Origin of the sequence: Streptomyces profundus (genome assembly GCF_020740535.1) — a bacterium.
GTDB classification, from domain to species: Bacteria; Actinomycetota; Actinomycetes; order Streptomycetales; family Streptomycetaceae; genus Streptomyces; species Streptomyces profundus.
This window is the reverse complement of sequence record NZ_CP082362.1, coordinates 6,864,470-6,887,274: the sequence shown is the minus strand read 5'-3', so window position 1 is coordinate 6,887,274 and position 22,805 is coordinate 6,864,470. Positions and strand designations below refer to the sequence as shown.

Genomic DNA, 22,805 nt, shown 5'->3' with positions numbered 1-22,805 from the left:
TCAGCGGGCCTGTCCGAGCCAGGAGTGCGCGACGAAGAACGGTGTGACGGGTGGTGTGGGCTGCGGGAAGCGGAGACACATAACAGGAACGCATCATAGAGGTGCTCTATCGATGCGTCGACAAAGTGCTCAGGACTGGTCTCCCGTCACACTGTGCACAGGAGCCACCCATGTCACAGGGTGCGGGCGGCAACTGACGCAGGGTCAGCCGCGCGGGGTGGTGAGCACCTCGGCCAGGTCGTAGTTCACCGGTTCCTCCAGCTGGGCGTAGGTGCACTCGCGGGGTTCGCGGTCCGGGCGCCAGCGGCGGAAGCGGGTGGTGTGCCGGAAGCGGTCGCCCTGCATGTGGTCGTAGGCCACCTCAAGGACGCGCTCGGGGCGCAGCGGCAGCCAGGAGAGGTCCTTGCCCGCGTTCCAGCGGCTGGGCCCGCCCGGCAGCCGGTCCGTCGCGTGCGCCTCGTCGCGGGCCCATCGCTCCCAGGGGTGGCCGGCCACCGAGTCCATCAGCAGCGGCTCCAGCTCGGCCATCAGCTCGGCCCGCCGGCTGGCGGTGAACGAGGCGCTCACGCCCACGTGTTGGAGCACGCCATGCGCGTCGTAGAGGCCCAACAGCAGGGAGCCGACGACGGGCCCGCTCTTGTGGTGCCGCAGCCCGGCCACCACGCAGTCGGCGGTGCGCTCGTGTTTGACCTTGACCATGGTGCGCTCGCCCGGCCGGTAGGGCTGGTCGAGGTGTTTGGCCACCACCCCGTCGAGCCCGGCGCCCTCGTACCGCTGGTACCAGTCCTGGGCGACGGCCAGCTCGGTGGTGGCGGGGGCGAGGAAGAGCGGCGATCCCGCGTCGGCCAGCGCGGCGCGCAGCGCCTCCCTGCGCTCCGAGAGCGGTTCGGCCAGCAGGGACCGCTCGCCCAGGGCCAACAGGTCGAAGGCGACAAAGCCGGCCGGGTGGCGCTCGGCGAGCATCCGCACCCGGGAGTCGGCGGGGTGGATCCGCTCCAGCAGCGCGTCGAAGTCCAGCCGGCCGTCCCGGGCGATGACGATCTCGCCGTCCAGGACACAGCGCTCGGGGAGCCGGGCCCGCAGGCCCTCGGCCAGCTCGGGGAAGTAGCGGGTGAGGGGCTTGGTGGAGCGGCTGTACAGCTCGATCTCGTCGCCGTCGCGGAAGACGACGGCGCGGAAGCCGTCCCATTTGGCCTCGTAGTGCAGCCCGGGCGGGATCTTGGCGGCGGGCTTGGCGAGCATGGGCTTGACGGGGGGCATCACGGGCAGCTCCATGCTGCGGATTGTCCCCCTGCCCGGCGCCGGACGGCCGGTGCTGTACGGCCATCCGGGAACCGCGCCCCGTGCGGGGAGACCTAGCCGGTGACGAACTCGGTGAGTATGGCCTGCACCTCGTAGATGTCGACGCCCTTGGTGAAGGTGGTCTTCATCGGGGTGGAGCTGCTGGAGATGTAGATCTTCAGCTCGGCGTCCAGATCGAAGTGGCCGGCCGTCTCCACCGAGAAGTGCGAGATGCTCTTGTACGGGATGGAGTGGTACTCGACCTTCTTGCCCGTGATGCCCTGCTTGTCCACCAGGATCAGCCGGCGGTCCGTGAACAGCAGCGTGTCGCGGATCAACAGGAAGGCCGCGCGCAGCTGTTCGCCTCTGCCGAACAGCCGGGCGTACTCCTGTTGAGCCTTCGCCGGGTCGATGCTGTGCGCGTTGCCGAACAGCGCCATGGACGGCCCCCCTGGGTGACGTGGCGTGATGTGGCACGACGACTGGCCACGTTTCGCACTGTACCCCGCCCCACCGACAGCGCCGTCGGGCATGGGCCCACACCGGTCATCCGTCGCGGCCTCGTCCGTGGCGGGCGCGTCGCCGGCGGCGGAAGGGTGCGAGGGTGCGGGTGGGAGGTTGTGGTGGCAGATCATCCGGTGCTCGGCTATCTCGTCTGGGCGGTCCTCTTCGGGGCGCTCTTCGGCTACGAGGCCCTGACCCTGGCCCGGCCCGAGGCGGGGTTGCCCACGCTGAGCGACGCCATGGGCGCCGTGATGCGCTATCAGGTGGGCCGCTGGGTGCTGTTCGCCGTGTGGCTGTGGTTCGGGTGGCACACCTTTGTGCGCGGCTGGCACTTCCTGCTGCGCGGCCCGGTGGAGTGAGGGGGCGGGGTGCGGCCCCCGACGGCGCTGGTCCTCAGCATGACCACGGTCGGCTATCTGCTGCTGATGGCGGCGCTGGCCGTCGGCCTGCGGCTGCGCCGCGCCGGGGCGCGCCCGGAGGCGGGGCGGCGGGGGTGGCCGGCGCTGCTGCGGCGGGTCGCCGGCACGGTGCTCGGCGGCTGGGCGCTGCTGGTGGTGGTGCTGGCCGGCTACTACGTGGGGCTCGCCCGCCTCGGCGGCCCCTTCCTGCTGGACGGGCTCACCGGCGCCGCCGCCCTGCTGGCCGTCGTGCTGCCGCTGTTCGCCCTGGCGTCCTGGCTCGTCGAGCGGCGGCATCGGCGCCACGCCCGCCGCGAACCCGCCGCGCAGCGTGACCGGGACCGCTGACGGTGCTGCCCGCCCGGACTGCGGCCCCGCCGGCACGGCCCTACCGTGGTCCCATGGGCGAGGCGCTGGAACTGACGATCGGCGAACGCACGGTGCGCCTGTCGAATCCGGACAAGGTGTACTTCCCCGAGCGCGGCTACACCAAGCTGGATGTGGCGCGCTACTTCCAGTCGGTGGCCGACGGCGCGCTGCGGGCCATGCGGGAGCGGCCCACCACCCTACAGCGCTTCCCCGACGGGGTGGGCGGCGAGTCGTTCTTCCAGAAGCGGGCGCCGAAGAACCGTCCGGACTGGATTCCGACCGGGCGGATCTCGTTCCCCAGCGGCCGGCACGCGGACGAGTTCTGCCCGACGGAGCCGGCGGCGGTGCTGTGGGCGGTGAACCTCGGCTGTCTGACGTTCCACCCCTGGCCGGTGCGGCGGGCCGACACCGAGCGTCCGGACGAGCTGCGGATCGACCTGGACCCGCAGCCCGGCACCGACTACGCGGACGCCGTCCGGGCGGCGCTGGAACTGCGCGAGCTGCTGGACGAGTTGGGGCTGCGCGGCTGGCCGAAGACGTCGGGCGGCCGGGGCATCCACGTCTTTGTCCCGATCGTGCCCGAGTGGACGTTCCCCCAGGTGCGGCGGGCGGCGATCGCGGTGGGCCGGGAGCTGGAGCGGCGGGCCCCCGAGCGGGTCACCACCGCGTGGTGGAAGGAGGAGCGCGGCGAGCGGATCTTCGTCGACTACAACCAGATGGCCAGGGACCGCACCATCGCCAGCGCCTACTCGGTGCGCGCGCGGGAGAACGCCCCCGTCTCAGCGCCGCTCACCTGGGACGAGGTGCCCGACGCCAGGCCCGAGGACTTCGACCTGGTGACGATGCCCGCCCGCTACGCCGAGGTGGGCGACCCACACGCGGAGATGGCCGAACACCCGTGCCGGCTGGAGGCGGTGCTGGAGTTGGCCGAGCGGGACGAACGGGAGCACGGCCTGGGCGATCTGCCCTATCCGCCCGACCATCCCAAGGCGGCCGGCGAGCCGAAGCGGGTGCAGCCGAGCCGGGCGCGCCGGGACGGCTGAACCGCCAGGGCCTCACGGTTTGCGGGCCACCCCGCCGGCCTGGCCGACCTCGCTCAGCCCCTGTCCCGCCGAGGCGAAGTCGGGGCGCCAGCGCGGCACCGACACCACCCCCGGGTCGACGAGTTCGAGGCCGTCGAAGTAGCCGGTGATCTCGTCCATGGTGCGCAACCGGTAGGGGACGGCGCCCGAGGCGTTGTAGGCGGCCTGGGCCTCGCAGTAGGTGGGGTCGATGTCGGTGCCCTCGTTGATCGAGGCGTGGCTGCCGGGGGCGAGCCCGTCCATCAGCCGGCGCACCAGCGACCTGGCCTCCTCATGGGTCTCGACATGGCCGAGGATGCCGCTGAGGATCAGGCCGACGGGCTGGTCGAGGTCGAGGTCCTGGCCGGCGGCGGCGATGATCCGCTCGGGATCGCGCAGATCGGCCTCGACGTACTCGGTGTGCCCCTCGGCCGACGAGGTGAGCAGCGCGTTGGCGTGCATCAGCACCAGGGGGTCGTTGTCGACGTAGACGATCCGGGCCTCGGGGTTGACGCGTTGGGCGACCTGGTGGGTGTTGTCCACGGTGGGCAGTCCGGTGCCCACGTCGAGGAACTGCCAGACGCCCACGTCGCGGGCCATGTAGCGGATGGAGCGGACCAGGAACTGCCGGGAGGCGCGAGCGACGTCCACGATGCCGGGGAACGCCTCCCGGTACTGGTCCCCCGCGATCCGGTCCACCTCGTAGTTGTCGCTGCCACCGAGCCAGTAGTTCCAGATCCGGGCCGAGTGCGGCACGGAGGTGTCGATCTTGGACACCGGCACGGGCCGGGGGGTTGACGCGTCGTCTGTCACGGGCGTTTCTCCTGCGGTGCGTCGGGCCTGCCAGGGGCCAACGTAACCACAGCGGCGGGCCAGCCGGGCTCACCACGCCATGTCCCGTTTCGGGCGCGCGGGTCGGCGAGCCGGGCCGGCGGAGTCCGTCGCCCCGGCGGGTCAGGCGATCCGGCCGAGCTCACCGGCGTGCACCGGATGGCCCAGTGGCTCGCCGGCGTCGAAGCGGGCCAGCTCGTCGAGGACCACATCGGCGAGCCGGTGCAGCTCGGTGCCCTGGGCGCCGGCGATATGGGGGGTGAGCCAGACGTTGTCGAGATCCCAGAGCGGCGAGTCGGCGGGCAGCGGCTCGGGCTCGGTCACATCGAGGATGGCGTCGATCCGGCCGCTGACCAGCTCGGGCGTCAGCGCCTCGTGGTCGACCAGCGCGCCGCGCGCGGTGTTGATCAGGATCGCGCCGTCCCGCAGCAGGGCGAGCCGGTCGGCGTCGAGCATGTGGCGGGTCTCGGCGATGGCGGGCGCGTGCAGGCTCACCAGGTCGCTCTCCCGCAGCAGCTCCTCCAGGGGCAGCAGGGTGGCGCCCAGCTCGGCTGCCTCCGCCTCGCCGAGGTAGGGGTCGGCGATGGCCACGTCGAGGGAGAACGGCCGCAGCGCCTCGGCGACCAGGCGGCCGATCCGGGAGGCGCCGACCAGCCCGACGCGCCGCTGATGGTTGCCGATGCGCGGGAAGGTGCGCAGCACGTCGACGCGGTCGCGCCGCTCCCGCAGGTGGGCCGTGCTGGCCGGCACGCCCTTGAGGGTGAGCAGGATCATGGCCAGCGTGTACTCGGCGACCGGCTGGGCGTTGGCCTGGGCCGCCGTGGAGATCTGGACGCCGCGTTCCCAACAGGCCGGCGACAGATGCCCCTTGACGGAGCCGGCGGCGTGCAGGACGGCGCGCAGCCGGGGGGCGGCGGCGAGCGCCGCCTCGTCGACGGCTGGCGATCCCCAGCCGGTGATCAGCACCTCGACCTCGGCGAGCCGGTCGAGCGAGGCCGGCGAGGTGAAGTCGGTGAGCACCCGCTCGTCGCCCAGGTCGGCCAGCTCCCGCAGGCGGGACCACTGGGGCGGGGAGAAAAGCCGGTCCGGCAGGTCGGCGATCATGGCGAGAGCGGCCTTGGGGCGTGGGCGCTGCACAGACTCCTCCGGAGGTGGGACGGGTCGGGGTGGGGCGGCGGTAAGCGGTTGCTCCAAACCCGTGCATGGTATGCGACGTGGCCGCAGGTCAGCTCGGCGCGGGCCCGTCCCACCCCGCCGGCCAGCCCCTCGGGGCATGGGCGAGCACGGTGTCCACGGCCCGTTCGACCTCGGCGGACGAGAGGTCGGCGCGGGCGGTGAGCCGCAGCCGGGAGATGCCGTCGGGCACCGAGGGGGGCCGGAAGCAGCCGACGGCCACGCCGGCGTCCCGGCAGTCCTGGGCCCACCGCACCGCCGCCTCCGGGGCGGGGGCGCGCACCGCGAGCACGGCCGCCGCGGGGCGGGCCACCGGCAGGCCGCCGGCGGCGAGTCCGTCGTGCAGGGCCCCCGCGATCTCGCGGGCACGCGCGGCCGACTCGGGCTCCCGGCGCAACAGCCGCAGGGCGGCGAGCGCCGCGCCGGCGGCCGGGGGCGCCAGGCCGGTGTCGAAGATCAACGTCCGCGCGTTGTTGACCAGATGACGGATCACCCGGGCCGGACCGAGCACCGCGCCGCCCTGGCTGCCCAGGGCCTTGGACAGCGTGAGCGTGACCACCACGTCGGGCGCGCCGGCGAGACCGGCGGCGGCCACCGTGCCGCGCCCGCCGGGCCCGACGACGCCCAGCCCGTGGGCGTCGTCCACCACCAGGGCCGCGCCGTGCGCGCGGCAGACGCGGGCCAGCGCCGGCAGGTCGGCGGCGTCCCCGTCCACCGAGAACACCGCGTCGGTGACGGCCAGGGCGGGGCCCTGGTGGGTCGCGAGGGCGGCGTCCACGGCGGCCGGGTCGGCGTGCGGCACCACCGTGGTGGTGGCGCGGGCGAGCCGGCAACCGTCGATCAGCGAGGCGTGGTTGCCGGCGTCCGAGACGATCAGCGCCTCGCGGGGCGCGAGCGCGGTGAGTGCGGCGAGGTTGGCGGCGTAGCCGGAGGCGAGCACCAGCGCCGCCTCCGCGCCGCAGAACGCCGCGAGTTCGGCCTCAAGGCGGGCGTGCAGTTCGGTGGAGCCGGTGACCAGCCGGGAGCCGGTGGCGCCGGCGCCCCAGCGCCTGGCGGCGTGGGCGGCGCCGGCGACCACCTCGGGATGCCGGGCCAGGCCGAGGTAGTCGTTGCCGGCCAGGTCCAGGACGGCTGCGTCGACCGCCCGGGGGCGCAGCGCGCGGGTCAGCCCGGCCGCCGCACGCCGTGCGGCGGCCTCGTCCAGCCGGTCGAAGACGTGGTCCGGTAGCTGACCTGACACGGCGCGCCGTCCCTCGACTTGGCTGGTGGTCGTCTGTTGTCGACTGCCAATAAAACTAGTGGCCTTCGCCGCCGGGGAACATGTGGTGATGGACACAGGACGGTCAACGGTCTTGTGGGATTCCTCCGTGGCCCCGCCGGCCCCGGGTGCGTCAGGATCGGCGGTATGGACCTGTTGGACGGGCTGGTGGAGAAGGGGCTGCGCCGCGAGCGGCCCAGCCGTGACGAGGCGTTGGCCGTGCTGGCGACGTCCGACGACGAGCTGTTGGACGTGGTGGCGGCGGCCGGTCGGGTGCGCCGCCACTGGTTCGGGCGGCGAGTGAAGCTCAACTATCTGGTGAACCTCAAGTCGGGCCGCTGCCCTGAGGACTGCTTCTACTGCTCGCAGCGCCTGGGGTCGAAGGCCGATGTCCTCAAGTACACCTGGCTGAAGCCCGCCGAGGCCGCCGAGGCGGCCGGCGCCGGGGTGGCGGGCGGCGCCAAGCGCGTCTGTCTGGTGGCCAGCGGGCGTGGTCCGACCGACCGGGATGTGGAACGGGTCTCCCGCACCATCGAGGCGGTCAGGGAACAGCATCCCGAGGTGGAGGTCTGCGCCTGCCTCGGGCTGCTCTCCGACGGGCAGGCCGAACGGCTGCGCCAGGCGGGCGCGGATGCCTACAACCACAACCTCAACACCTCGGAAGCCACCTACGGGGACATCTGCACCACCCATGAGTTCAGCGATCGGGTGGCAACCGTCAAGGAGGCACAGTCAGCGGGCCTTTCCGCCTGCTCCGGGCTGATCGCGGGCATGGGCGAGACGGACGAGGATCTGGTCGACGTGGTGTTCGCGCTGCGCGACCTCGATCCGGACTCGGTCCCGGTGAACTTCCTGATCCCGTTCGACGGCACCCCGTTGGCCGGTACCTGGCAGCTCACCCCGCGCCGGGTCCTGCGCATCCTGGCCATGGTGCGGTTCGTCTGCCCCGATGTGGAGGTGCGGCTCTCCGCCGGCCGGGAGGTGCAACTGCGCTCGTTGCAGCCCCTGGCCCTGCATGTGGTCAACTCCATCTTCCTGGGCGACTATCTGACCAGTGAGGGACAGGCGGGCCAGGCCGACCTGGAGATGATCGCGGACGCCGGCTTCGAGGTGGAGGGCGCCGAGGCGGACACGCTGCCCGAGCACCGGGAGGGTCTGGTCGCGGTGCGCCGCAGGGGCGCCGGCACGGAGCTGCCGCCCAATGCCTGACCGGTCGCCCGACCAGCTGGCCGACCACGCGGTGGGGCGTTCGCCGGCCGAGGTGCTCGCGCTGGATCGGGAGCACGTCTGGCACCCCTACGACCCGATGCCGGGAAGGACCGCGCCCCTGCTGGTGGACTCGGCGGCGGGAGTGCGGCTCCGCCTGGCCGAACCGGCCTTCGGGCAGCGCGAGTTGATCGACGGGATGGCCTCCTGGTGGTCGGCGGTGCACGGCTACCGCCACCCGGTGCTGGACGCGGCGGCGAAGGACCAGCTGGGCCGGATGAGCCATGTGATGTTCGGCGGTCTCACCCACCGTCCCGCGGTGGCGCTGGCGGCCCGGCTGGCCGAGCTGGCCCCTGGGGACCTGCGACATGTGTTCCTGGCCGACTCGGGCTCGGTCGCCGTCGAGGTCGCGCTCAAGATGTGCCTCCAGTACTGGCGTTCGGTCGGACGTCCCGCCAAGCGGCGGCTGCTCACCTGGCGCGGCGGCTACCACGGGGACACCTGGCACGCCATGTCGGTCTGCGATCCCGAGGGCGGGATGCATCAGCTCTGGGCGGGAACGCTGCCCGAGCAGGTGTTCGCCGAGGCCCCGCCGACCGGCTTCGACGCCCCGCTCGACCCGGGGTACGCGGCCCGGCTGCGGGCGTTGGTCGCCGCGCACGCCGACGAGTTGGCGGCCGTGGTGGTGGAGCCGGTGGTGCAGGGCGCCGGCGGGATGGCCTTCCACTCCCCCGCGTATCTGCGGGTGCTGCGCGAGGCGTGCGACGAGCACGGGGTGCTGCTGGTCGCGGACGAGATCGCGACCGGCTTCGGCCGCACCGGGCGGCTGTTCGCCACCGAACACGCGGGCATAGTGCCCGATGTGCTGTGCCTCGGCAAGGCGTTGACGGGGGGTTACCTGACGTTGGCGGCGACACTGTGCACGCCGCGCGTGGCCGAGGGGATATCCCGTGGCGAGGTGCCGGTGCTGGCGCACGGCCCCACGTTCATGGGCAACCCGCTCGCCACGGCCGTCGCGCTGGCCTCGGTCGAGCTGCTGCTGGCGGGCGACTGGGCCGCCGAGGTGGCCAGGATCGAGCGCGGCCTGCGCGCGGGCCTCGCGCCGGCGCGCGCCCTGCCGGGCGTCAGGGAGGTGCGGGTGCTGGGGGCGATCGGCGTGATCCAGCTGGACCACCCCGTCGACCTGCCGGCCGCCACCGAGGCCGCGGTGCGCCGTGGCGTCTGGCTGCGCCCGTTCCGCGATCTGATCTACACGATGCCGCCCTATGTCACCGACGACGTCGACCTGGCCCGGATATGCGCCGGGGCCCTGGCGGCGGCCGAGGCGGGCTGAGGGGTGCGCGCGCGAGACGAACGACCGGTGCGGGGACGGGTGCTGGTGATCACCGGCACCGGCACCGAGGTCGGCAAGACCGTGGTCACCGCGGCCGTCGCGGCGCGGGCGCTGGCGGACGGGCAGCGGGTCGCCGTCCTCAAACCGGCCCAGACCGGGCTCCCGGCCCGCGCCCCGGGCGACGCGGCCGAGACCGCGCGGCTCGCCGGCCGGCTCACCGTCGGCGAACTCGCCCGCTATCCGGACCCGTTGGCGCCGGCCACCGCCGCGGAACGCTCCGGGCTGCCGCCGGTCACCCCGGCCGAGACGGCCAAGGCGGCCGAGGAGTTGGCGGAGGACCACGATCTGGTGCTGGTCGAGGGCGCCGGCGGCCTGCTGGTGCGCTTCGACGCGCTGGGCGGCACCCTGGCCGACGCGGCCACCCTGCTGGCCGCCCCGGTGCTGGTGGTCGTCGAGGCGCGTCTTGGCACCCTCAACCTGACGGCGCTGACCGCCGAGGCGCTGCGCGCCCGCGCGCTGCCGCTCGCCGGCCTGGTGATCGGCCGGTGGCCGGCCGCACCTGATCTCGCGGCCCGCTGCAACCTGCGCGACCTGCCGGTCGTGGCCGACGCGCCGCTGCTCGGCGCGGTGCCGGACGGCGCGGGAGCACTGCCGCCCGACACGTTCCAGGCCGCGTCGGCACGCTGGCTCGCCCCGGCCCTCGGCGGCCGACTGGACCCGGCGACGCTGGCCGACTCCCCCTGACGCCGCGCGCGGCGACCGTCCGCCCGCCGCGTCGCTACGGCGGACCCGGATCGTCCGCCAGCACCGCGTCCAGGGTGCGGCGGCCGATGCCGGCCATCAGCGGGTTGTCGGCCGAGTGGGCCAGGAAGACCAGCGCCAGCGACAGCGCCCACCCGCGTGCCCGCGCCCAGGTGTCGTGGTCGGCGCGGCCGTACGCGTGCCGGAACTCCCCCCGCCGCGCCGCGGGCAGGATCATCCAGGCCACCGCGAGATCGGTGGCCGGGTCCCCCGCGGTGATGTCGCCGAAGTCGATCACGGAGCGGACGCTGCCGTGCTCCACCAGGATGTTCGCCGGATGCAGGTCGCCGTGCAGCCACAGCGCGGGTCCCGCCCACTCGGGCGCGGCGGTGGCGCTCTCCCACACCCGCAGCGCGGTGGCCCGTTCCACCGGGTCGTCCAGGTGGGGGAGTTGGGACCGCACCCTGGCGTCCCGCCCGGCGAGCGGGATCCCCCGCGAGGGGTTGGCGGGGGCGTCGGCCGGCGCCGGCAGGTGCAGGGCCGCCAGAAACCCGCCGAGAACGAGCGCGGTCGCTCCCGGATCGGCCGGCGGCGTGCGGGCGGCGATCTCCCCGGGCAGAAACGGCGACACGCTCCAGGACCAGGGATATCCACGGCCGGGACGCCCGGTGCGCACCGGTACCGGAACGGGCAGCGGAAGGCGGCCGGCGAGTCCGGGCAGCCAGCGCTGTTCGTTCGCCACCAGGCCGGCGGACGCGGCCCGCCTGGGCAGCCGCACCAGATGGTCGCCGCCGAGCCGGCAGACCAGGTTGTCCCAACCGTTGGCCAGCACCTGGACATCGCGTTCGGCCAGGTCGGGGTGCTGGTCGGTCAGCAGCTGGCGCACCAGCTCCGGGGAGACCGACACCTCGGCGGTCGGCATGTTGTCCGCGCTCACCGCACAACCCTAGTTCGGTGGGGAACGGCGGCGGGGGCGTTCAGCACAGCTCGGCGACCAACTCAGCGAGCTCGTCGAGGTGCTGGGGTAGTGCCGGATCGGGGCTGCCCGTCCAGGCGCCGTGCAGATCGGGGCGGTGGCGGGACACGTGGACGGCGAAGGCCGCCAGTTGGTCCCGGGCGTTGCGCGCCTCGTCGACCGGCTCCCCCACCGCCAGGCGGGCGGCCAGCGCGAGATCGATCCGCTCCCGCAGCCAGTGCGGCGCCAACTGGCTGCGCCGGGCCGCTTCGGCCGGGTCGGCGCCGGCCAACCGCGCTATCAGGTCGGCCCGTCGACGCTCCCCGTGGCGGTCGGCCATGGCCTCGAACCGGGTCCACTCCCGGCCCATCGAGCCCAGCCGCTCGCCCCAGCCCTCCACCAGGACCAGCCGCAGCGCCCGCGCCGTCTCGCGCAGCGACACGGTGGCGCCGGCCGGATCCAGAGCGGCGGCGGACCGCGCCTCGCCGGCCAGCCGGCGGGCCTCCCGCCGCCAGTGCCCCAGCCGGGCGGCGACGACCACGGGGGCGAACCTGACCTCGGTGGCGAACGCGGTGAACTCGCCGATCAGCCCGTCCTCAGGCAGCCCGGAACGTCCGCCGTACGCCTTGTTGAGGCCGTGCGACCACCGGGCGTCGGCGGCGACTCGCTCGGCGACCAGCGCCGGGCCGCCGGCCAGCGCGACGCGCAGCTCGTCCGCCGTGAAGGCGAGCCAGCCGAGGTCAAGCGTCTGCGCCCGCCCGGAGGCGGCCCACCAGTCCACCAGCTCGGCCTGGCGCTCCGCGACGGCGCCGGCGGGCTCGGTCGACCGCTCGTAGACCGGCAGCACGTCGATATCGGAGAGCGGCCACGGCTCGTCCCGCCCCAGACTGCCGCCGACGATCACCCCGCGCACCCCGGGGATCGCGCAGAGCCGGGACGTCGCCTCCGCCAGCCGCTCGTCCAACAGGGCCCGCCACCGCGGGGACACCGCCACCGATGACATCCAGCACTCCCGAATCCCGGCGTGCCGGCGACGCCGGCACGCATGACCAAGGGTGATCGACAAACCTGGCGATACCCCATGGCCGGTGGATATCGTCCCATGCGACCGTTCCTTAAGCGTTTGATCACACATTCTTTGACCTGACCCGCCGGAACGTCGACCGGAGATCGACACCGGTCGTCACCCCCGCGCCCACGGCAGCTGCCGCCACAGACCAGAGAGAGCGCCAACCCCCATGCCACAAGCGGCAGTCGACCCCCTCGTCCGGCGCTGGCGCGCCGCGCTGTTCGCCCTCTTCCTGACCCCCGGGTTCGCCCTGGCCTCCTGGGTGACCCGGACCCCCGCCATCAGAGACGCCGTGGACACCTCCACGGCCGGCATGGGACTGATCCTCTTCGGCCTCTCCATCGGCTCGATGCTGGGCGTCCTCTCCTCCGGCGCCCTGGTCGCCCGGCGCGGGGGCCGCTGGGTGGCGACGCTGGGCGGCTCCTCGATCGCCCTCGGCCTCACCGTCCTGGCCGTGGGCGCCGGCCTGGGCACGGGCCCGGTGGTCTTTCTCGGCCTCGCCTTCTTCGGCTGCGGCACCGGCCTCCAGGAGATAGCCGTCAACATCGAGGGCGCCGCCGTCGAACGGGTCATGGGACGGCCGGTGATGCCGGCGCTGCACGGCTGCTTCAGCGGCGGCACGGTCCTGGGCGCGGCCGTCGGCATCGGCCTGACCTCGATCGACTTCCCCGTGATGTGGCATCTGCTGCTGGTGATGCTGCTGGTCGCCGGCGGTGTGCTGTGGGCGCGCGGACGGATGCCGGTCGACACCGGCCAGGACGGTCCGAGCTCCGCCGAGGGCCGGACCGGCGGCTTCCGGGCGCGCATGGCGGTGTGGCGCGAGCACCGGGTGGTGCTGCTGGGCCTCATCGTGCTGGGCATGGCGCTGGCCGAGGGATCCGCCAACGACTGGCTGCCCCTGATCATGGTCGACGGCTACGACCTCGACGAGGTGGCCGGCTCCGTGGTGTTCACGGTCTTCGCGGCGTCGATGACGGTGGGCCGGTTCAGCGGCCAGTTCTTCCTCACCCGCTTCGGCCGGGTCCCGGTGATGCGGGTGAGCGCCGGGCTCGCCGTCGTCGGCATCCTCGGCGTGGTCTTCGCACCGGCCCCCGCGCTGGCGGCGGTCGGCGTGCTCTTCTGGGGACTTGGCGCCTCGCTGGGCTTCCCCGTGGCGATCTCGGCGGCCGGCGACGACCCGGCGGGCGCGGCGGCCCGGGTCAGCGCCGTGGCCACCACGGGCTACTTCGCGTTCCTGGTGGGCCCGCCGGCGTTGGGCTTCCTCGGCGAGGAGTTCGGGCTGCGCAACGCGATGGTCGCGGTGCTGCTCATGGTCCTGATCGCCGGCGGCGTCGCCCACGCGGTCCGCCCAACGCCCCGCTCCCGCTCCACCCCCGTCGCGGGGCCCTACGCGGGCCGCGCGGACAGCGACCCCGACGGTGCGGGGCCCTCCGCGGGCGACAACGACGGCGACCCGAACCGTGCGGGCGACGCGGCCGGATAGCCGACCGAACCACCGAGACCCCGCGTGAAGCCGTGCATGAGAGGCGCGGCACCGGCTGATGGACGGTCAGTCGCCACGGCCCCCGACGTTCGACACCCACGGCGGCGCCGACCCGTCGCCGCTCGCCGACTCCCCCGAGCAGGGCCACGACCACACGCCGGACCCCTCCGAACGCCGGCCCCGGAACCGTCGCCTCAGGCCACCTGTCCCACCACCACCGACGGAATTGTCCTCGGGACGTCTTGCCCCCTGGGCATCCCGCTGCCTAGGATCCCCGTCAGGTTTGCTAATCGAATCGATTCGATTCGTTCGATGGAAGGTCCCGAGGGAGGGCACGTGGTGGTCACCATCAAGGACGTGGCCCGGCACGCGGGTGTCGCGCCCAGCACGGTGTCCTACGTGCTCAGCGGCTCGCGCAAGATCTCGGACGAGACCGCGGAGGCCGTGCGCGCCGCCATCGCCGAGCTGGGGTACCACCCCCGCGCCTCGGCGCGGACGCTGCGGCGCTCCCGCAGCGAGGTGCTGGTGCTGGCCGTGCCCAGGGAGCCGGGCAAGTACCGGGCCGTGGACGGCCGGTTCGCCGTGGACATCAGCGACGTCGCCCGAGGCCACGGCTATGACGTGCTGATGATGACCGACCCCGACGGCGTGCGGGGGCTGGAGCGGATCGCCCGCAGCGGGCTCGCCGACGGCGCCGTGCTGATGGCGGTGCGCGAGGAGGATCCCAGGATCGAGACGCTGCGGGCCCTGGGGTTCCCGACGGCCATGGTCGGCCACGGCTCCGAGCGGGACGAGGACCAGCCGCCCTGGGTGGATCTGGACTGGCGGGCGGCGGTCGCGCTCGCGGTGCGCGAGGCGGTGTCCGCCGGGCATCGCCGCGTCCTCTTCTGGGCGTCGGCCGACCACGAGTTCCACGCCCGGCGTGGCTACGCGCTGCGCGGCCGGGCCGGGGCCGAGGCCGCCGCCAGGGAGACGGGGGCCGAGGTGCTGGTGCGCCGGTCGTCCAACGATCCCGACGTGCTGCGCGCCCGGCTGCGGGAGGCGTTGACCTCGGTGCCCCGGCCGACCGCGCTGCTGGTACAGCATCTGATCCCGCTGGCGCCGCTGCTGGCGGAGGTCGCCGCGCTCGGGCTGCGGATCCCGGACGATCTGGCCGTGGTGCTGGTGGGCAGCCTGCCCGACGAGCCCGGGCCGCTGTCCGCGCCGCTGCCGCGCATCGATCTGCCGGTCGGGCGGATGGCGGACGCGGTGGTGCGCCTGGTGGTCGGGGCGATCGATCCCCCCTCGGGAGAGCCCGCTCCCCGACACCAGCTGATCCCCCCTCGGATGGCCGAGGGCCCGACCCTCGCTCCGCCGGGCGCCGCCCCCGACTGAGCGGGCCGGGAAGAAGAAGTCGAGCCGCAGGAACCGTGAACGAAAGCGCGGGACATCATGCAACGTAGAACCGGGCGCACCCCGTCGTCCGCCGCCGTGCTGGCCGTGGCGACCGCCACGCTGGCCGCGGGGCTCGGCGGGTGCGCGGCCGAGCCCGATCCGGACACGGTGACGGTGCTCAACTCGGCCACCGACACCGCCGAACACGAGGCGAACCAGGAGTTCTTCGAACGCTGCGCCGAGCCGTTGGGCCTGAGGATCGAGCAGATCAGCGTGCCAGCCGACCAGGTCGCTTCCAAGGCGCTGCGGATGGCCTCGTCGGACTCGCTGACCGACATCCTGGAGCTGGACGGCTCGGAGCTGCCGCAGTTCGCCGAGACCGGCGGGCTGCGCCCGATCGACGAGGTCGGGGTGGGCGACGAGCGGTTCTCGGACAGTTCGATCTCGCTCGGCTCCTACGACGGGGTGCGGTACGGGGTGGCCCGTTCGGTCAACTCCCTCGCGTTGATCTACAACACCGAGCTGCTGGCCGATGCCGGGCTCGAACCGCCCACCACCTGGGACGAGTTGCGGGAGAGCGCGGCGGAGCTGACCCAGGGCGACACCTATGGCATGGCCTTCAGCGCCAGCCCCAACGCGGACGGCGTCTACCAGTTCCTGCCGTTCTTCTGGTCGGCCGGCGGCGACGAGGCGCGGTTGGACGAGGGGGCCGGGGCCTCGGCGCTCCAGCTGTGGAAGGACCTGGTGGACGCGGGGTCGAGTTCGCGTTCGGTGGTCAACTGGAACCAGCAGGACGTCAACGACCAGTTCGTCTCGGGCCGGGCCGCGATGATGATCAACGGGCCCTGGCAGGTGCCGGTGCTCAGCGCGCAGGACGAGGTGGACTGGGCGGTGGCGAGCATCCCGGTGCCGGAGGCGGGCCAGGATCCGGTGCCGCCGATCGGCGGCACGGTGATGACCGTGCCCAAGAACGACGATCCGGAGCGGGAGCGCAACGCGGGCCGCGTCCTGGAGTGCCTCAACTCCGAGGAGAACCAGCTGGCCTGGGGCGAGCGGGTGAACAACGTGCCCACCGACCGACACGCGGCGGCGACGTACCGGGAGCAGAACCCGGAGCTGGCGCCGTTCGCCGATCTGGTGGAGACGGCGCGGTCGCGCACCGAGCGGGTCGGCACCCGTTGGCCCGTGATCGGGGACGCGCTGTCCGGCGCGTTCCAGTCGGTGCTGACCGGACGTGCCTCCCCCGAGGACGCGCTGCGGCAGGCCCAGCGGCAGGCGGGGGACGACGAGTGAGCGCCGACACGAGCCAGCGGGCGCGCCGGGGCGCGGGACGGCGCCGGCTCTACCAGTGGCTGTTCGTCCTGCCGGCGCTGCTCTATCTGGTGGCCTTCTTCGGCTATCCGCTGGTGCGGAACGTGCTGATGAGCTTTCAGGAGTTCACGCCGACCACCTACTTCACCGGGGAGTCCCCGTTCAACGGCCTGGAGAACTGGCGGGCGGTCTTCGACAACCCGCTGTTGGGGGACGCGTTCTGGCAGACGATCCTCTTCACCGTGGGGTCGCTGGTGGGGCAGTTCACCATCGGGCTGGCGCTCGCGGTGTTCTTCTCCCGGCGCTTTCACCTCTCCGGGGTGATCCGCGCGGTGCTGCTGCTGCCGTGGCTGGTGCCCATGGTGGTGTCGGCTGTGGTCTGGCGCCGGATCATGGACGAGGACCACGGGGTGCTCAACAGCTTCCTTGAGCTGGTGGGCCTCTCGGCTGACGGCGTGCCGTGGCTCTCCAGCCCCAGCGTGGCGCTGCTGTCGGCGATCCTGGTCAACATCTGGATCGGCATCCCGTTCAACATGGTGATCCTCTACGGCGGTCTACAGGAGATACCGAAGGAGCTGTACGAGGCGGCGGCGCTGGACGGGGCGGGGCCCTGGCGGACGTTCCGGAGCGTGACGTTGCCGATGTTGCGTCCGGTGGTGACGGTGGTGTTGGTGCTGGGCTTCATGTCCACCATCAAGATCCTGGATCTGATCCTGGCGCTGACCGGCGGCGGCCCGGCCGACTCCACCCAGACCCTGGGCACCCTCACCTATCAACTCTCTTTCATGCAGCTCGACTTCGGCCAGGGCGCCGTGGTGGGCAATGTCCTGATCCTGATCAGCGCCGTCTTCGCCCTGCTCTATCTGCGGGTCAACCGCTCGGACGTCGGACGGGGAAGGTGAGGCGACCATGAAGCAGTTGAGGCAGCCGAGGCGGGAGACAGCCGCGGCGGGCGTGCGGCGGTGGGGGAACACCGCGCTGGCGCTGCTGATCCTGGCCGTGATGCTGTTCCCGGTGTACTGGATGGTCAGCACGGCGCTACAGCCGCATTCGAGCATCGCCTCGGTGGATCTGATCCCGACCTCGCCGAGTTTCGACAACTTCCGGGCGGCGCTGGACACTCAGGGGGGTTCGCTGGTCACCAGCCTGGTGGTGGCGCTGGGCGCGGTGGTGGTGTGTCTGGCCCTCGCCGCGCCGGCCGCCTACGGGCTGGCGCAGTTCGGGCTGCGCGGTGGCCGGGGCATCGTCTTCGGCACCCTGATCACCCAGATGGTGCCGGGGATCGTGGTGGCCAACGCGCTCTACAGCGCCTACGCGGAGCTGGGGCTCGTCAACTCGTATCTGGGGCTGATCCTGGCGGACGCCTCGCTGGGGCTGCCGTTCGCGATCGTGCTGCTGCGGGCGTTCATGGTGTCCATCCCCAGCGAGGTCGTGGAGGCGGCCATGGTGGACGGCGCCAACCGGTTCACCGCGTTCGTCCGGATCGTGCTGCCGATGAGCAGGAACGCGCTGATCACCTCGGGTCTCTTCGCGTTCCTCTTCGCCTGGGCCGACTTCATCTTCGCGCTGACGCTGAACACCACGGACGACGTGAAGCCGGTGACGCTGGGGATCTACCAGTTCATCGGGGCGCATGTGAGCGACTGGGGCGCGGTGATGGCCACCGCCGTGTTGTCGGCGATCCCGGCGGCGATACTGCTGGTCGTCGCGCAGAAGTACATCGCCGCCGGGATCGCCGGTGGCTCCATCAAGTGAGCGCCTCCGCGACGACCGACCGTAGGACACCGCACAACAGAGGGTCTGAAGCACCGATGACGAGTTCGACCAGTCCAGAGACGACAGACTTCCCCGAGTTCCCCACGTTCCCCCGTGGCTTCGCCTTCGGCGCCGCGACCGCGAGCTACCAGGTCGAGGGCGCCCACGACGTGGGCGGTCGTGGCCCCTCCATCTGGGACACCTACTCCCGCCAGCCGGGCAAGGTGGCCGGTGGCGCGACCGGCGACGTGGCGTGTGACCACTACCACCGCTACCGGGAGGACGTGGCGCTGCTGCGCGAACTCGGCGTGGACGACTACCGGTTCTCGATCGCCTGGCCCCGGATCCAGCCGACGGGCGAGGGCCCCGCCAACGCCGAGGGGCTCGACTTCTACGACCGGCTGGTCGACGAGCTGTTGGCGGCCGGGGTGCGGCCGGCGGCCACGCTCTACCACTGGGATCTGCCGCAGGCCCTGGAGGACCGGGGCGGCTGGCGGGTGCGGGAGACCGCCGAGCGGTTCGGTGAGTACACCGCGCTGGTCGCGGAGCGACTCGGCGACCGGATCGGCCGCTGGATCACGTTGAACGAGCCGTTCTGCGCCTCCTTCGTCGGCTACGCCATCGGCCGGCACGCGCCCGGCGCCCAGGAGGGGCGGGGCGCGCTGGCGGCGGCCCACCATCTGCTGGTGGGCCATGGTCTGGCGCTGCGGGCGTTGCGGGCGGCGGGTCGGAGCGAGGTGGGCATCACGCTCAACCCGGACCGGCTGCTGCCGGCCAGCGACTCGGCGGCCGATCTGGCGGCGGTGCGGCGCGCCGACACCCTGCACAACGCGGTGTGGTTCGACCCGCTGTTCGCCGGCCGCTACCCGGAGCACGAGGCGGAGACCTGGGGCGAGTTGGCGGACGGCTCCTACCGGGCGGACGGGGATCTGGAGCTGATCGGCGCCCCGTTGGACTTCGTCGGCGTCAACTACTACCGGCCGATCACCATCGCGGCGGCACCGCGCCGGGAGCCGGACGTGGCGCGGCGCACCGCCGTGGACATCGGCGCCGTGGAGAGCTGGCGGGACGATGTGCGGCACACCACGATGGGCTGGCCGGTGGTGCCGGAGGCGTTCACCGACCTGCTGGTCGAGTTGGTCGAGCGCTACCCGGGGCTGCCGCCGCTGTACATCACCGAGAACGGCTCGGCGGAGGCGGACACCGTGGCCGAGGACGGCCAGGTGCACGACGCGGACCGGGTGGCCTATCTGCGGGACCACCTCGCCGCCCTGGCCGATGCCGTGCGGGCGGGGGTGGACGTGCGGGGCTACTACGTCTGGTCGCTGCTCGACAACTTCGAGTGGGCCTTCGGCTACGACAAGCGCTTCGGCATCGTCCGGGTCGACTACGACACCTTGGAGCGGCTGCCCAAGGACAGCTACCGCTGGTACCAGGACATGATCCGCGACCATCGGCGCACCCACGCCGAGGGGCCCGGTCAACAGGAAGCCGGGGACGGCCAACAGGAAGAGGAGACCCGAACACCGTGAAGTTCACCGACGGTTACTGGCTGATCAGGGACGGGGTGCGGGCCACGTTCGCCACGCGGGTCGCCGAGGCCCGGATCGACGAGGACCGGCTCACCCTCTACGGCTCGGTGCGTCCGGCACAGGCCGGGCAGAGCCGGGGCGGCACCCTCAACAGCCCCCTGCTGACGGTGGAGTGCTTCTCGCCGGCCGAGGGCGTGATCGGGGTGCGCTCCACCCACCACGCCGGCGCGGTCGACCGGGGGCCGCACTTCGCGTTGGCCTCGGCCGACGGCCACAGCGCCAAGACCCGCACCGCCGGCAGCACCGTGGAACTCACCAGCGGGCCGCTGGCGTTGCGGGTGGACACCGAGGAGCCATGGCGGCTGGACTTCCAGGCCGAAGGCCGCACCCTCACCTCGGCGGGGAAACGCGGAACCGGCTATGTCACCGATCCCGACCATCACCACTCGGTGGCCCAACTCGACCTGGGCATCGGAGAGTTGGTCTACGGCCTCGGTGAGCGCTTCACACCGTTCACCAAGAACGGGCAGACCGTCGACATCTGGCAGGCGGACGGCGGCACGGCGAGCGAACAGGCGTACAAGAACGTCCCGTTCTATCTCACCAACCAGGGCTACGGCGTCTTCGTCAACCACCCGGGTCTGGTCTCCTACGAGATCGCCTCGGAGGCCGTCGGCCAGGTGCAGTTCAGCGTCGAGGACCAGACGCTGGAGTACTACGTGATCTACGGGCCCACGCCCAAGGAGATCCTGGACCGCTTCACCGCGCTGACCGGACGCCCGGCGCTGCCGCCGGCGTGGTCGTTCGGCCTGTGGCTGTCCACGTCCTTCACCACCGACTACGACGAGGGCACCGTGGGCCGCTTCGTCGGCGGCATGGCGGAGCGGGACATCCCGCTGAGCGTCTTCCACTTCGACTGCTTCTGGATGCGGCAGTACCAGTGGTGCGACTTCGTCTGGGACCCGGACGTCTTCCCGGACCCGGAGGGCATGCTGCGCCGGCTGCGGGAGCGTGGGCTGCGCGTCTCGGTGTGGCTCAACCCGTATATCGCGCAGAAGTCGCCCCTGTTCGAGGAGGGCAGGCGTCTCGGCCATCTGGTGCGCCGCCCGAACGGGGACGTCTGGCAGTGGGACATGTGGCAGGCCGGCATGGCACTGGTGGACTTCACCAACCCCGACGCCAGGGAGTGGTACGCCGGGAAGCTGCGCGGTCTGCTGGACCAGGGCGTGGACTGCTTCAAGACGGACTTCGGGGAGCGGGTGCCCACCGATGTGGTGTGGCACGACGGCTCCGATCCGGAGCGGATGCACAACTACTACACCCAGCTCTACAACGAGACCGTCTTCCGGGTGCTCCAGGAGAAGCGCGGCGAGGGCGAGGCGGTGCTGTTCGCCCGCTCCGCGACGGCCGGCGGCCAGCAGTTCCCCGTGCACTGGGGCGGCGACTGCGAGTCGACGTTCGAGGCGATGGCCGAATCGCTGCGCGGCGGTCTTTCGTTGGGGCTGAGCGGCTTCGGCTTCTGGAGCCATGACATCGGCGGCTTCGAGGGCACGCCGACGCCGGCGGTCTTCAAGCGGTGGGTCCAGTTCGGGCTGCTCTCCTCGCACAGCCGGCTGCACGGCAGCGGCTCCTACCGGGTGCCGTGGAACTACGACGACGAGGCCGTCGAGGTCACCAGGTACTTCACCCGGCTCAAGCACCGGCTGATGCCGTATCTCTACCGCGCCGGCGAGCAGGCGAAAGAGCAGGGCACCCCCGTGATGCGCGCGATGGTGCTGGAGTTCCCCGACGACCCGGCCTGCCACCCGCTGGACCGCCAGTACATGCTGGGCGACGACCTGCTGGTCGCGCCGGTGTTCAGCGAGGAAGGGCTGGTCGACTACTACGTCCCCGAGGGGCGTTGGACGCATCTGCTGACCGGCGCCGAGGTCACCGGACCCGGCTGGCGCCGGGAGCGGTTCGGCTTCGAGAGCCTGCCGCTGCTGGCCAGGCCGGGCTCGGTGATCCCGTTCGGCGCCGAGGACGACCGGGTGGACGGCGACTGGGTGAACGGGGTGACCCTGCGGGTGCACGCCCCGGTCGACGGCGCCGAGGTGGTCACCCGGGTGCCGGCGCCCGGCGGAGGCGCGGGTGCCACCTTCCGCACCAGGCGCCGGGGCGCCGAGCTGACGGTGACGGCCGAGGGCGCCGACGGGCCGTGGTCGGTGGTGCTGGCGGGGCCCGACGGGTACGCCGAGCCGGTGCGGGCCGCGGCGGGCACCGGGACGCTGACGCTGCCGGTGGCCGACTGACGCCGGCTTCCCGTGCGGTCCTGGCCCTCACCGGGCCGGGACCGCACGGGGCTGTCAGGACTGGTCCGCGTCGATGCGGGCCAGCAGCGGCGGGGTCCAGTGCCGGCCGTAGGCGGCGCGCAGCTCGGGGAGCCGCCAGTCCTCGCCGGTGGCCCGCCCCCGGCAGCTCGGGCTCCCGCAGCGGCAGTCCATGGTCCACTCCGGCACTCCGGTGAGGGTGGCGTAGTCGAGCGTCAGCTCCTCGTCGGCCGCGATGTCCCGGCGGGCCACCACGGTGCGGGCGTCCAGGTGCCACAGGGTGGGCGCGCAGGAGTGGTTGCCGAACCGCACCGGGTGGTCGTCGGGCAGCAGCAGATGCTGGTCGGGGCCGACGGAGAGGCTGTTGTGGCGGGCCAGGGTGGCCAGTTCGGCGGTGTCGACCAGCCGGCCGCCCAGCCGCAGCACCACCGCTCCGGCCGGGATCGGCGCGCGGGCGAAGAGCCCGCTGCCCTCGATCGGCGAGGGCCGCACCTCGGCCGCCGGGCTGAGCCAGCAGCGGGTGGGGACGTCCTCGGTTCGCATCGGTGCTCTCCTACTCTCGGGTTCTCTCGGGTTCTCTCGCTGGGGCCCCGGGGTCCGGATGGCCGTTCGGTCCGGCTACGGGGGGGGTTTCAGGTGCCCGGCACCGGGAACCCGCCAGTGCCGAGGTGATAAGAGATGGCGGAATCAGCCAAGACGACCTTGGAATCCGAACCCACCCAGCCGACCAGGGGCGGGCGTCCCGGTCATGAGCGGACGCTTCCGCTGGAGGAGCGCGCGCCGGAACGCGCCATCGGGTCCGTCCCGGAACGCGCCGTGTTCGGCGAGCAGCTCCCGGAGACGGACTGACGGGTCGAGGAGG

Annotated in this window: 22 protein-coding genes; 14 read left to right on the top strand and 8 right to left on the bottom strand. The window is 72.9% G+C overall.

Annotated features, from left to right (window positions below; translation table 11 throughout):
• Positions 1–204: 204 nt before the first annotated feature.
• Together K4G22_RS28930 and K4G22_RS28925 are read right to left on the bottom strand one after the other, a co-directional pair.
• On the bottom strand, positions 205–1,275 hold the full coding sequence (locus K4G22_RS28930; protein ID WP_228083414.1) for an ATP-dependent DNA ligase: 1,071 nt from the start codon (positions 1,273–1,275) through the stop codon (positions 205–207).
• Positions 1,276–1,355: 80 nt separating this feature from the next.
• Positions 1,356–1,721: a PH domain-containing protein gene (locus tag K4G22_RS28925; RefSeq protein WP_228083413.1), complete on the bottom strand. Its 366-nt coding sequence runs from the start codon at positions 1,719–1,721 to the stop codon at positions 1,356–1,358.
• A 183-nt stretch (positions 1,722–1,904) separates the two neighbouring features.
• Here K4G22_RS28925 and K4G22_RS28920 point away from each other — a divergent pair, with 183 nt between their 5' ends.
• Genes K4G22_RS28920 through ligD form a run of 3 tightly spaced genes read left to right on the top strand, consistent with a single transcriptional unit; the run spans position 1,905 to position 3,595 of the window.
• Positions 1,905–2,144, top strand: a complete 240-nt coding sequence (locus K4G22_RS28920) for a DUF6186 family protein (RefSeq protein ID WP_228083412.1) — start codon at positions 1,905–1,907, stop codon at positions 2,142–2,144.
• Positions 2,145–2,153: 9 nt separating this feature from the next.
• Positions 2,154–2,531 carry a DUF6256 family protein gene (locus tag K4G22_RS28915; protein WP_228083411.1) on the top strand — a complete coding sequence of 126 codons (378 nt, stop codon included), beginning with the start codon at positions 2,154–2,156 and terminating at the stop codon, positions 2,529–2,531.
• Between the two features lie 53 nt (positions 2,532–2,584).
• Positions 2,585–3,595: a non-homologous end-joining DNA ligase gene (gene ligD, locus K4G22_RS28910; RefSeq protein WP_228083410.1), complete on the top strand. Its 1,011-nt coding sequence runs from the start codon at positions 2,585–2,587 to the stop codon at positions 3,593–3,595.
• A 12-nt stretch (positions 3,596–3,607) separates the two neighbouring features.
• Here the strand turns inward: ligD and K4G22_RS28905 are convergent, their stop codons facing one another.
• The 3 genes from K4G22_RS28905 to K4G22_RS28895 all read right to left on the bottom strand — a co-directional run bounded on the left by K4G22_RS28905 (position 3,608) and on the right by K4G22_RS28895 (position 6,857).
• Positions 3,608–4,426, bottom strand: coding sequence for an SAM-dependent methyltransferase (locus K4G22_RS28905; protein ID WP_228083409.1), 819 nt, complete (start codon positions 4,424–4,426; stop codon positions 3,608–3,610).
• Positions 4,427–4,567: 141 nt separating this feature from the next.
• Positions 4,568–5,548 carry a hydroxyacid dehydrogenase gene (locus tag K4G22_RS28900; protein ID WP_228084259.1) on the bottom strand — a complete coding sequence of 327 codons (981 nt, stop codon included), beginning with the start codon at positions 5,546–5,548 and terminating at the stop codon, positions 4,568–4,570.
• 121 nt (positions 5,549–5,669) lie between these two features.
• Entirely contained in the window at positions 5,670–6,857 is a 1,188-nt protein-coding gene (locus K4G22_RS28895; RefSeq protein WP_228083408.1) for an 8-amino-7-oxononanoate synthase, read from the bottom strand.
• 165 nt (positions 6,858–7,022) lie between these two features.
• Here K4G22_RS28895 and bioB point away from each other — a divergent pair, with 165 nt between their 5' ends.
• From bioB to bioD, 3 genes are read left to right on the top strand one after another with little or no spacing between them, the layout of a single operon-like run.
• Positions 7,023–8,084, top strand: a complete 1,062-nt coding sequence (gene bioB / locus K4G22_RS28890) for a biotin synthase BioB (protein ID WP_228083407.1) — start codon at positions 7,023–7,025, stop codon at positions 8,082–8,084.
• A complete protein-coding gene (locus tag K4G22_RS28885) occupies positions 8,077–9,414 on the top strand; it encodes an adenosylmethionine--8-amino-7-oxononanoate transaminase (protein ID WP_228083406.1) in 1,338 nt (445 codons plus the stop codon). Before bioB ends, K4G22_RS28885 begins: the two co-directional genes overlap by 8 nt.
• A 27-nt stretch (positions 9,415–9,441) precedes the next feature.
• A complete protein-coding gene (bioD, locus tag K4G22_RS28880; RefSeq protein ID WP_228083405.1) occupies positions 9,442–10,158 on the top strand; it encodes a dethiobiotin synthase in 717 nt (238 codons plus the stop codon).
• A gap of 34 nt (positions 10,159–10,192) precedes the next feature.
• Here bioD and K4G22_RS28875 read toward each other — a convergent pair whose 3' ends face one another.
• Entirely contained in the window at positions 10,193–11,092 is a 900-nt protein-coding gene (locus tag K4G22_RS28875) for an aminoglycoside phosphotransferase family protein (protein ID WP_228083404.1), read from the bottom strand.
• Positions 11,093–11,132: 40 nt separating this feature from the next.
• Positions 11,133–12,113, bottom strand: a complete 981-nt coding sequence (locus K4G22_RS28870; protein WP_228083403.1) for a nucleotidyltransferase domain-containing protein — start codon at positions 12,111–12,113, stop codon at positions 11,133–11,135.
• A gap of 235 nt (positions 12,114–12,348) precedes the next feature.
• Between K4G22_RS28870 and K4G22_RS28865 the strand changes: the two genes are divergently transcribed.
• The 7 genes from K4G22_RS28865 to yicI all read left to right on the top strand — a co-directional run bounded on the left by K4G22_RS28865 (position 12,349) and on the right by yicI (position 21,925).
• Entirely contained in the window at positions 12,349–13,662 is a 1,314-nt protein-coding gene (locus tag K4G22_RS28865) for an MFS transporter (protein ID WP_228083402.1), read from the top strand.
• 336 nt (positions 13,663–13,998) lie between these two features.
• Positions 13,999–15,036 (top strand): LacI family DNA-binding transcriptional regulator, encoded by a 1,038-nt coding sequence (locus tag K4G22_RS28860; protein ID WP_228083401.1) that lies wholly within the window; start codon positions 13,999–14,001, stop codon positions 15,034–15,036.
• A gap of 57 nt (positions 15,037–15,093) precedes the next feature.
• Complete coding sequence (locus tag K4G22_RS28855; RefSeq protein ID WP_228083400.1) at positions 15,094–16,329, top strand: ABC transporter substrate-binding protein; 1,236 nt, start codon at positions 15,094–15,096, stop codon at positions 16,327–16,329.
• On the top strand, positions 16,326–17,249 hold the full coding sequence (locus tag K4G22_RS28850) for a carbohydrate ABC transporter permease (protein WP_228083399.1): 924 nt from the start codon (positions 16,326–16,328) through the stop codon (positions 17,247–17,249). The genes K4G22_RS28855 and K4G22_RS28850 overlap by 4 nt, the downstream gene beginning before the upstream one ends.
• Before the next feature lie 7 nt (positions 17,250–17,256).
• On the top strand, positions 17,257–18,102 hold the full coding sequence (locus K4G22_RS28845) for a carbohydrate ABC transporter permease (RefSeq protein WP_228083398.1): 846 nt from the start codon (positions 17,257–17,259) through the stop codon (positions 18,100–18,102).
• A 56-nt stretch (positions 18,103–18,158) separates the two neighbouring features.
• Positions 18,159–19,634 carry a GH1 family beta-glucosidase gene (locus K4G22_RS28840; protein WP_228083397.1) on the top strand — a complete coding sequence of 492 codons (1,476 nt, stop codon included), beginning with the start codon at positions 18,159–18,161 and terminating at the stop codon, positions 19,632–19,634.
• A complete protein-coding gene (yicI, locus tag K4G22_RS28835) occupies positions 19,631–21,925 on the top strand; it encodes an alpha-xylosidase (RefSeq protein ID WP_228083396.1) in 2,295 nt (764 codons plus the stop codon). The genes K4G22_RS28840 and yicI overlap by 4 nt, the downstream gene beginning before the upstream one ends.
• Before the next feature lie 54 nt (positions 21,926–21,979).
• Here the strand turns inward: yicI and K4G22_RS28830 are convergent, their stop codons facing one another.
• Positions 21,980–22,486, bottom strand: a complete 507-nt coding sequence (locus K4G22_RS28830; RefSeq protein WP_228083395.1) for an SET domain-containing protein — start codon at positions 22,484–22,486, stop codon at positions 21,980–21,982.
• A 135-nt stretch (positions 22,487–22,621) separates the two neighbouring features.
• On the opposite strand from K4G22_RS28830, the gene K4G22_RS28825 reads away from it, so the two are divergent.
• A complete protein-coding gene (locus K4G22_RS28825) occupies positions 22,622–22,792 on the top strand; it encodes a hypothetical protein (protein WP_228083394.1) in 171 nt (56 codons plus the stop codon).
• Positions 22,793–22,805: the final 13 nt, after the last annotated feature.

What these genes read in the sequence shown, in the direction of transcription:
- K4G22_RS28830 (WP_228083395.1), bottom strand. Translation starts at nt 22,486, where the DNA reads ATGCGAACCGAGGACGTCCCCACCCGCTGCTGGCTCAGCCCGGCGGCC.
- K4G22_RS28840 (WP_228083397.1), top strand. Translation starts at nt 18,159, where the DNA reads ATGACGAGTTCGACCAGTCCAGAGACGACAGACTTCCCCGAGTTCCCC.
- K4G22_RS28855 (WP_228083400.1), top strand. Translation starts at nt 15,094, where the DNA reads ATGCAACGTAGAACCGGGCGCACCCCGTCGTCCGCCGCCGTGCTGGCC.
- K4G22_RS28845 (WP_228083398.1), top strand. Translation starts at nt 17,257, where the DNA reads ATGAAGCAGTTGAGGCAGCCGAGGCGGGAGACAGCCGCGGCGGGCGTG.
- K4G22_RS28825 (WP_228083394.1), top strand. Translation starts at nt 22,622, where the DNA reads ATGGCGGAATCAGCCAAGACGACCTTGGAATCCGAACCCACCCAGCCG.
- ligD (WP_228083410.1), top strand. Translation starts at nt 2,585, where the DNA reads ATGGGCGAGGCGCTGGAACTGACGATCGGCGAACGCACGGTGCGCCTG.
- bioB (WP_228083407.1), top strand. Translation starts at nt 7,023, where the DNA reads ATGGACCTGTTGGACGGGCTGGTGGAGAAGGGGCTGCGCCGCGAGCGG.
- K4G22_RS28925 (WP_228083413.1), bottom strand. Translation starts at nt 1,721, where the DNA reads ATGGCGCTGTTCGGCAACGCGCACAGCATCGACCCGGCGAAGGCTCAA.
- K4G22_RS28900 (WP_228084259.1), bottom strand. Translation starts at nt 5,548, where the DNA reads ATGATCGCCGACCTGCCGGACCGGCTTTTCTCCCCGCCCCAGTGGTCC.
- K4G22_RS28865 (WP_228083402.1), top strand. Translation starts at nt 12,349, where the DNA reads ATGCCACAAGCGGCAGTCGACCCCCTCGTCCGGCGCTGGCGCGCCGCG.
- K4G22_RS28885 (WP_228083406.1), top strand. Translation starts at nt 8,077, where the DNA reads ATGCCTGACCGGTCGCCCGACCAGCTGGCCGACCACGCGGTGGGGCGT.
- K4G22_RS28930 (WP_228083414.1), bottom strand. Translation starts at nt 1,275, where the DNA reads ATGGAGCTGCCCGTGATGCCCCCCGTCAAGCCCATGCTCGCCAAGCCC.
- K4G22_RS28870 (WP_228083403.1), bottom strand. Translation starts at nt 12,113, where the DNA reads ATGTCATCGGTGGCGGTGTCCCCGCGGTGGCGGGCCCTGTTGGACGAG.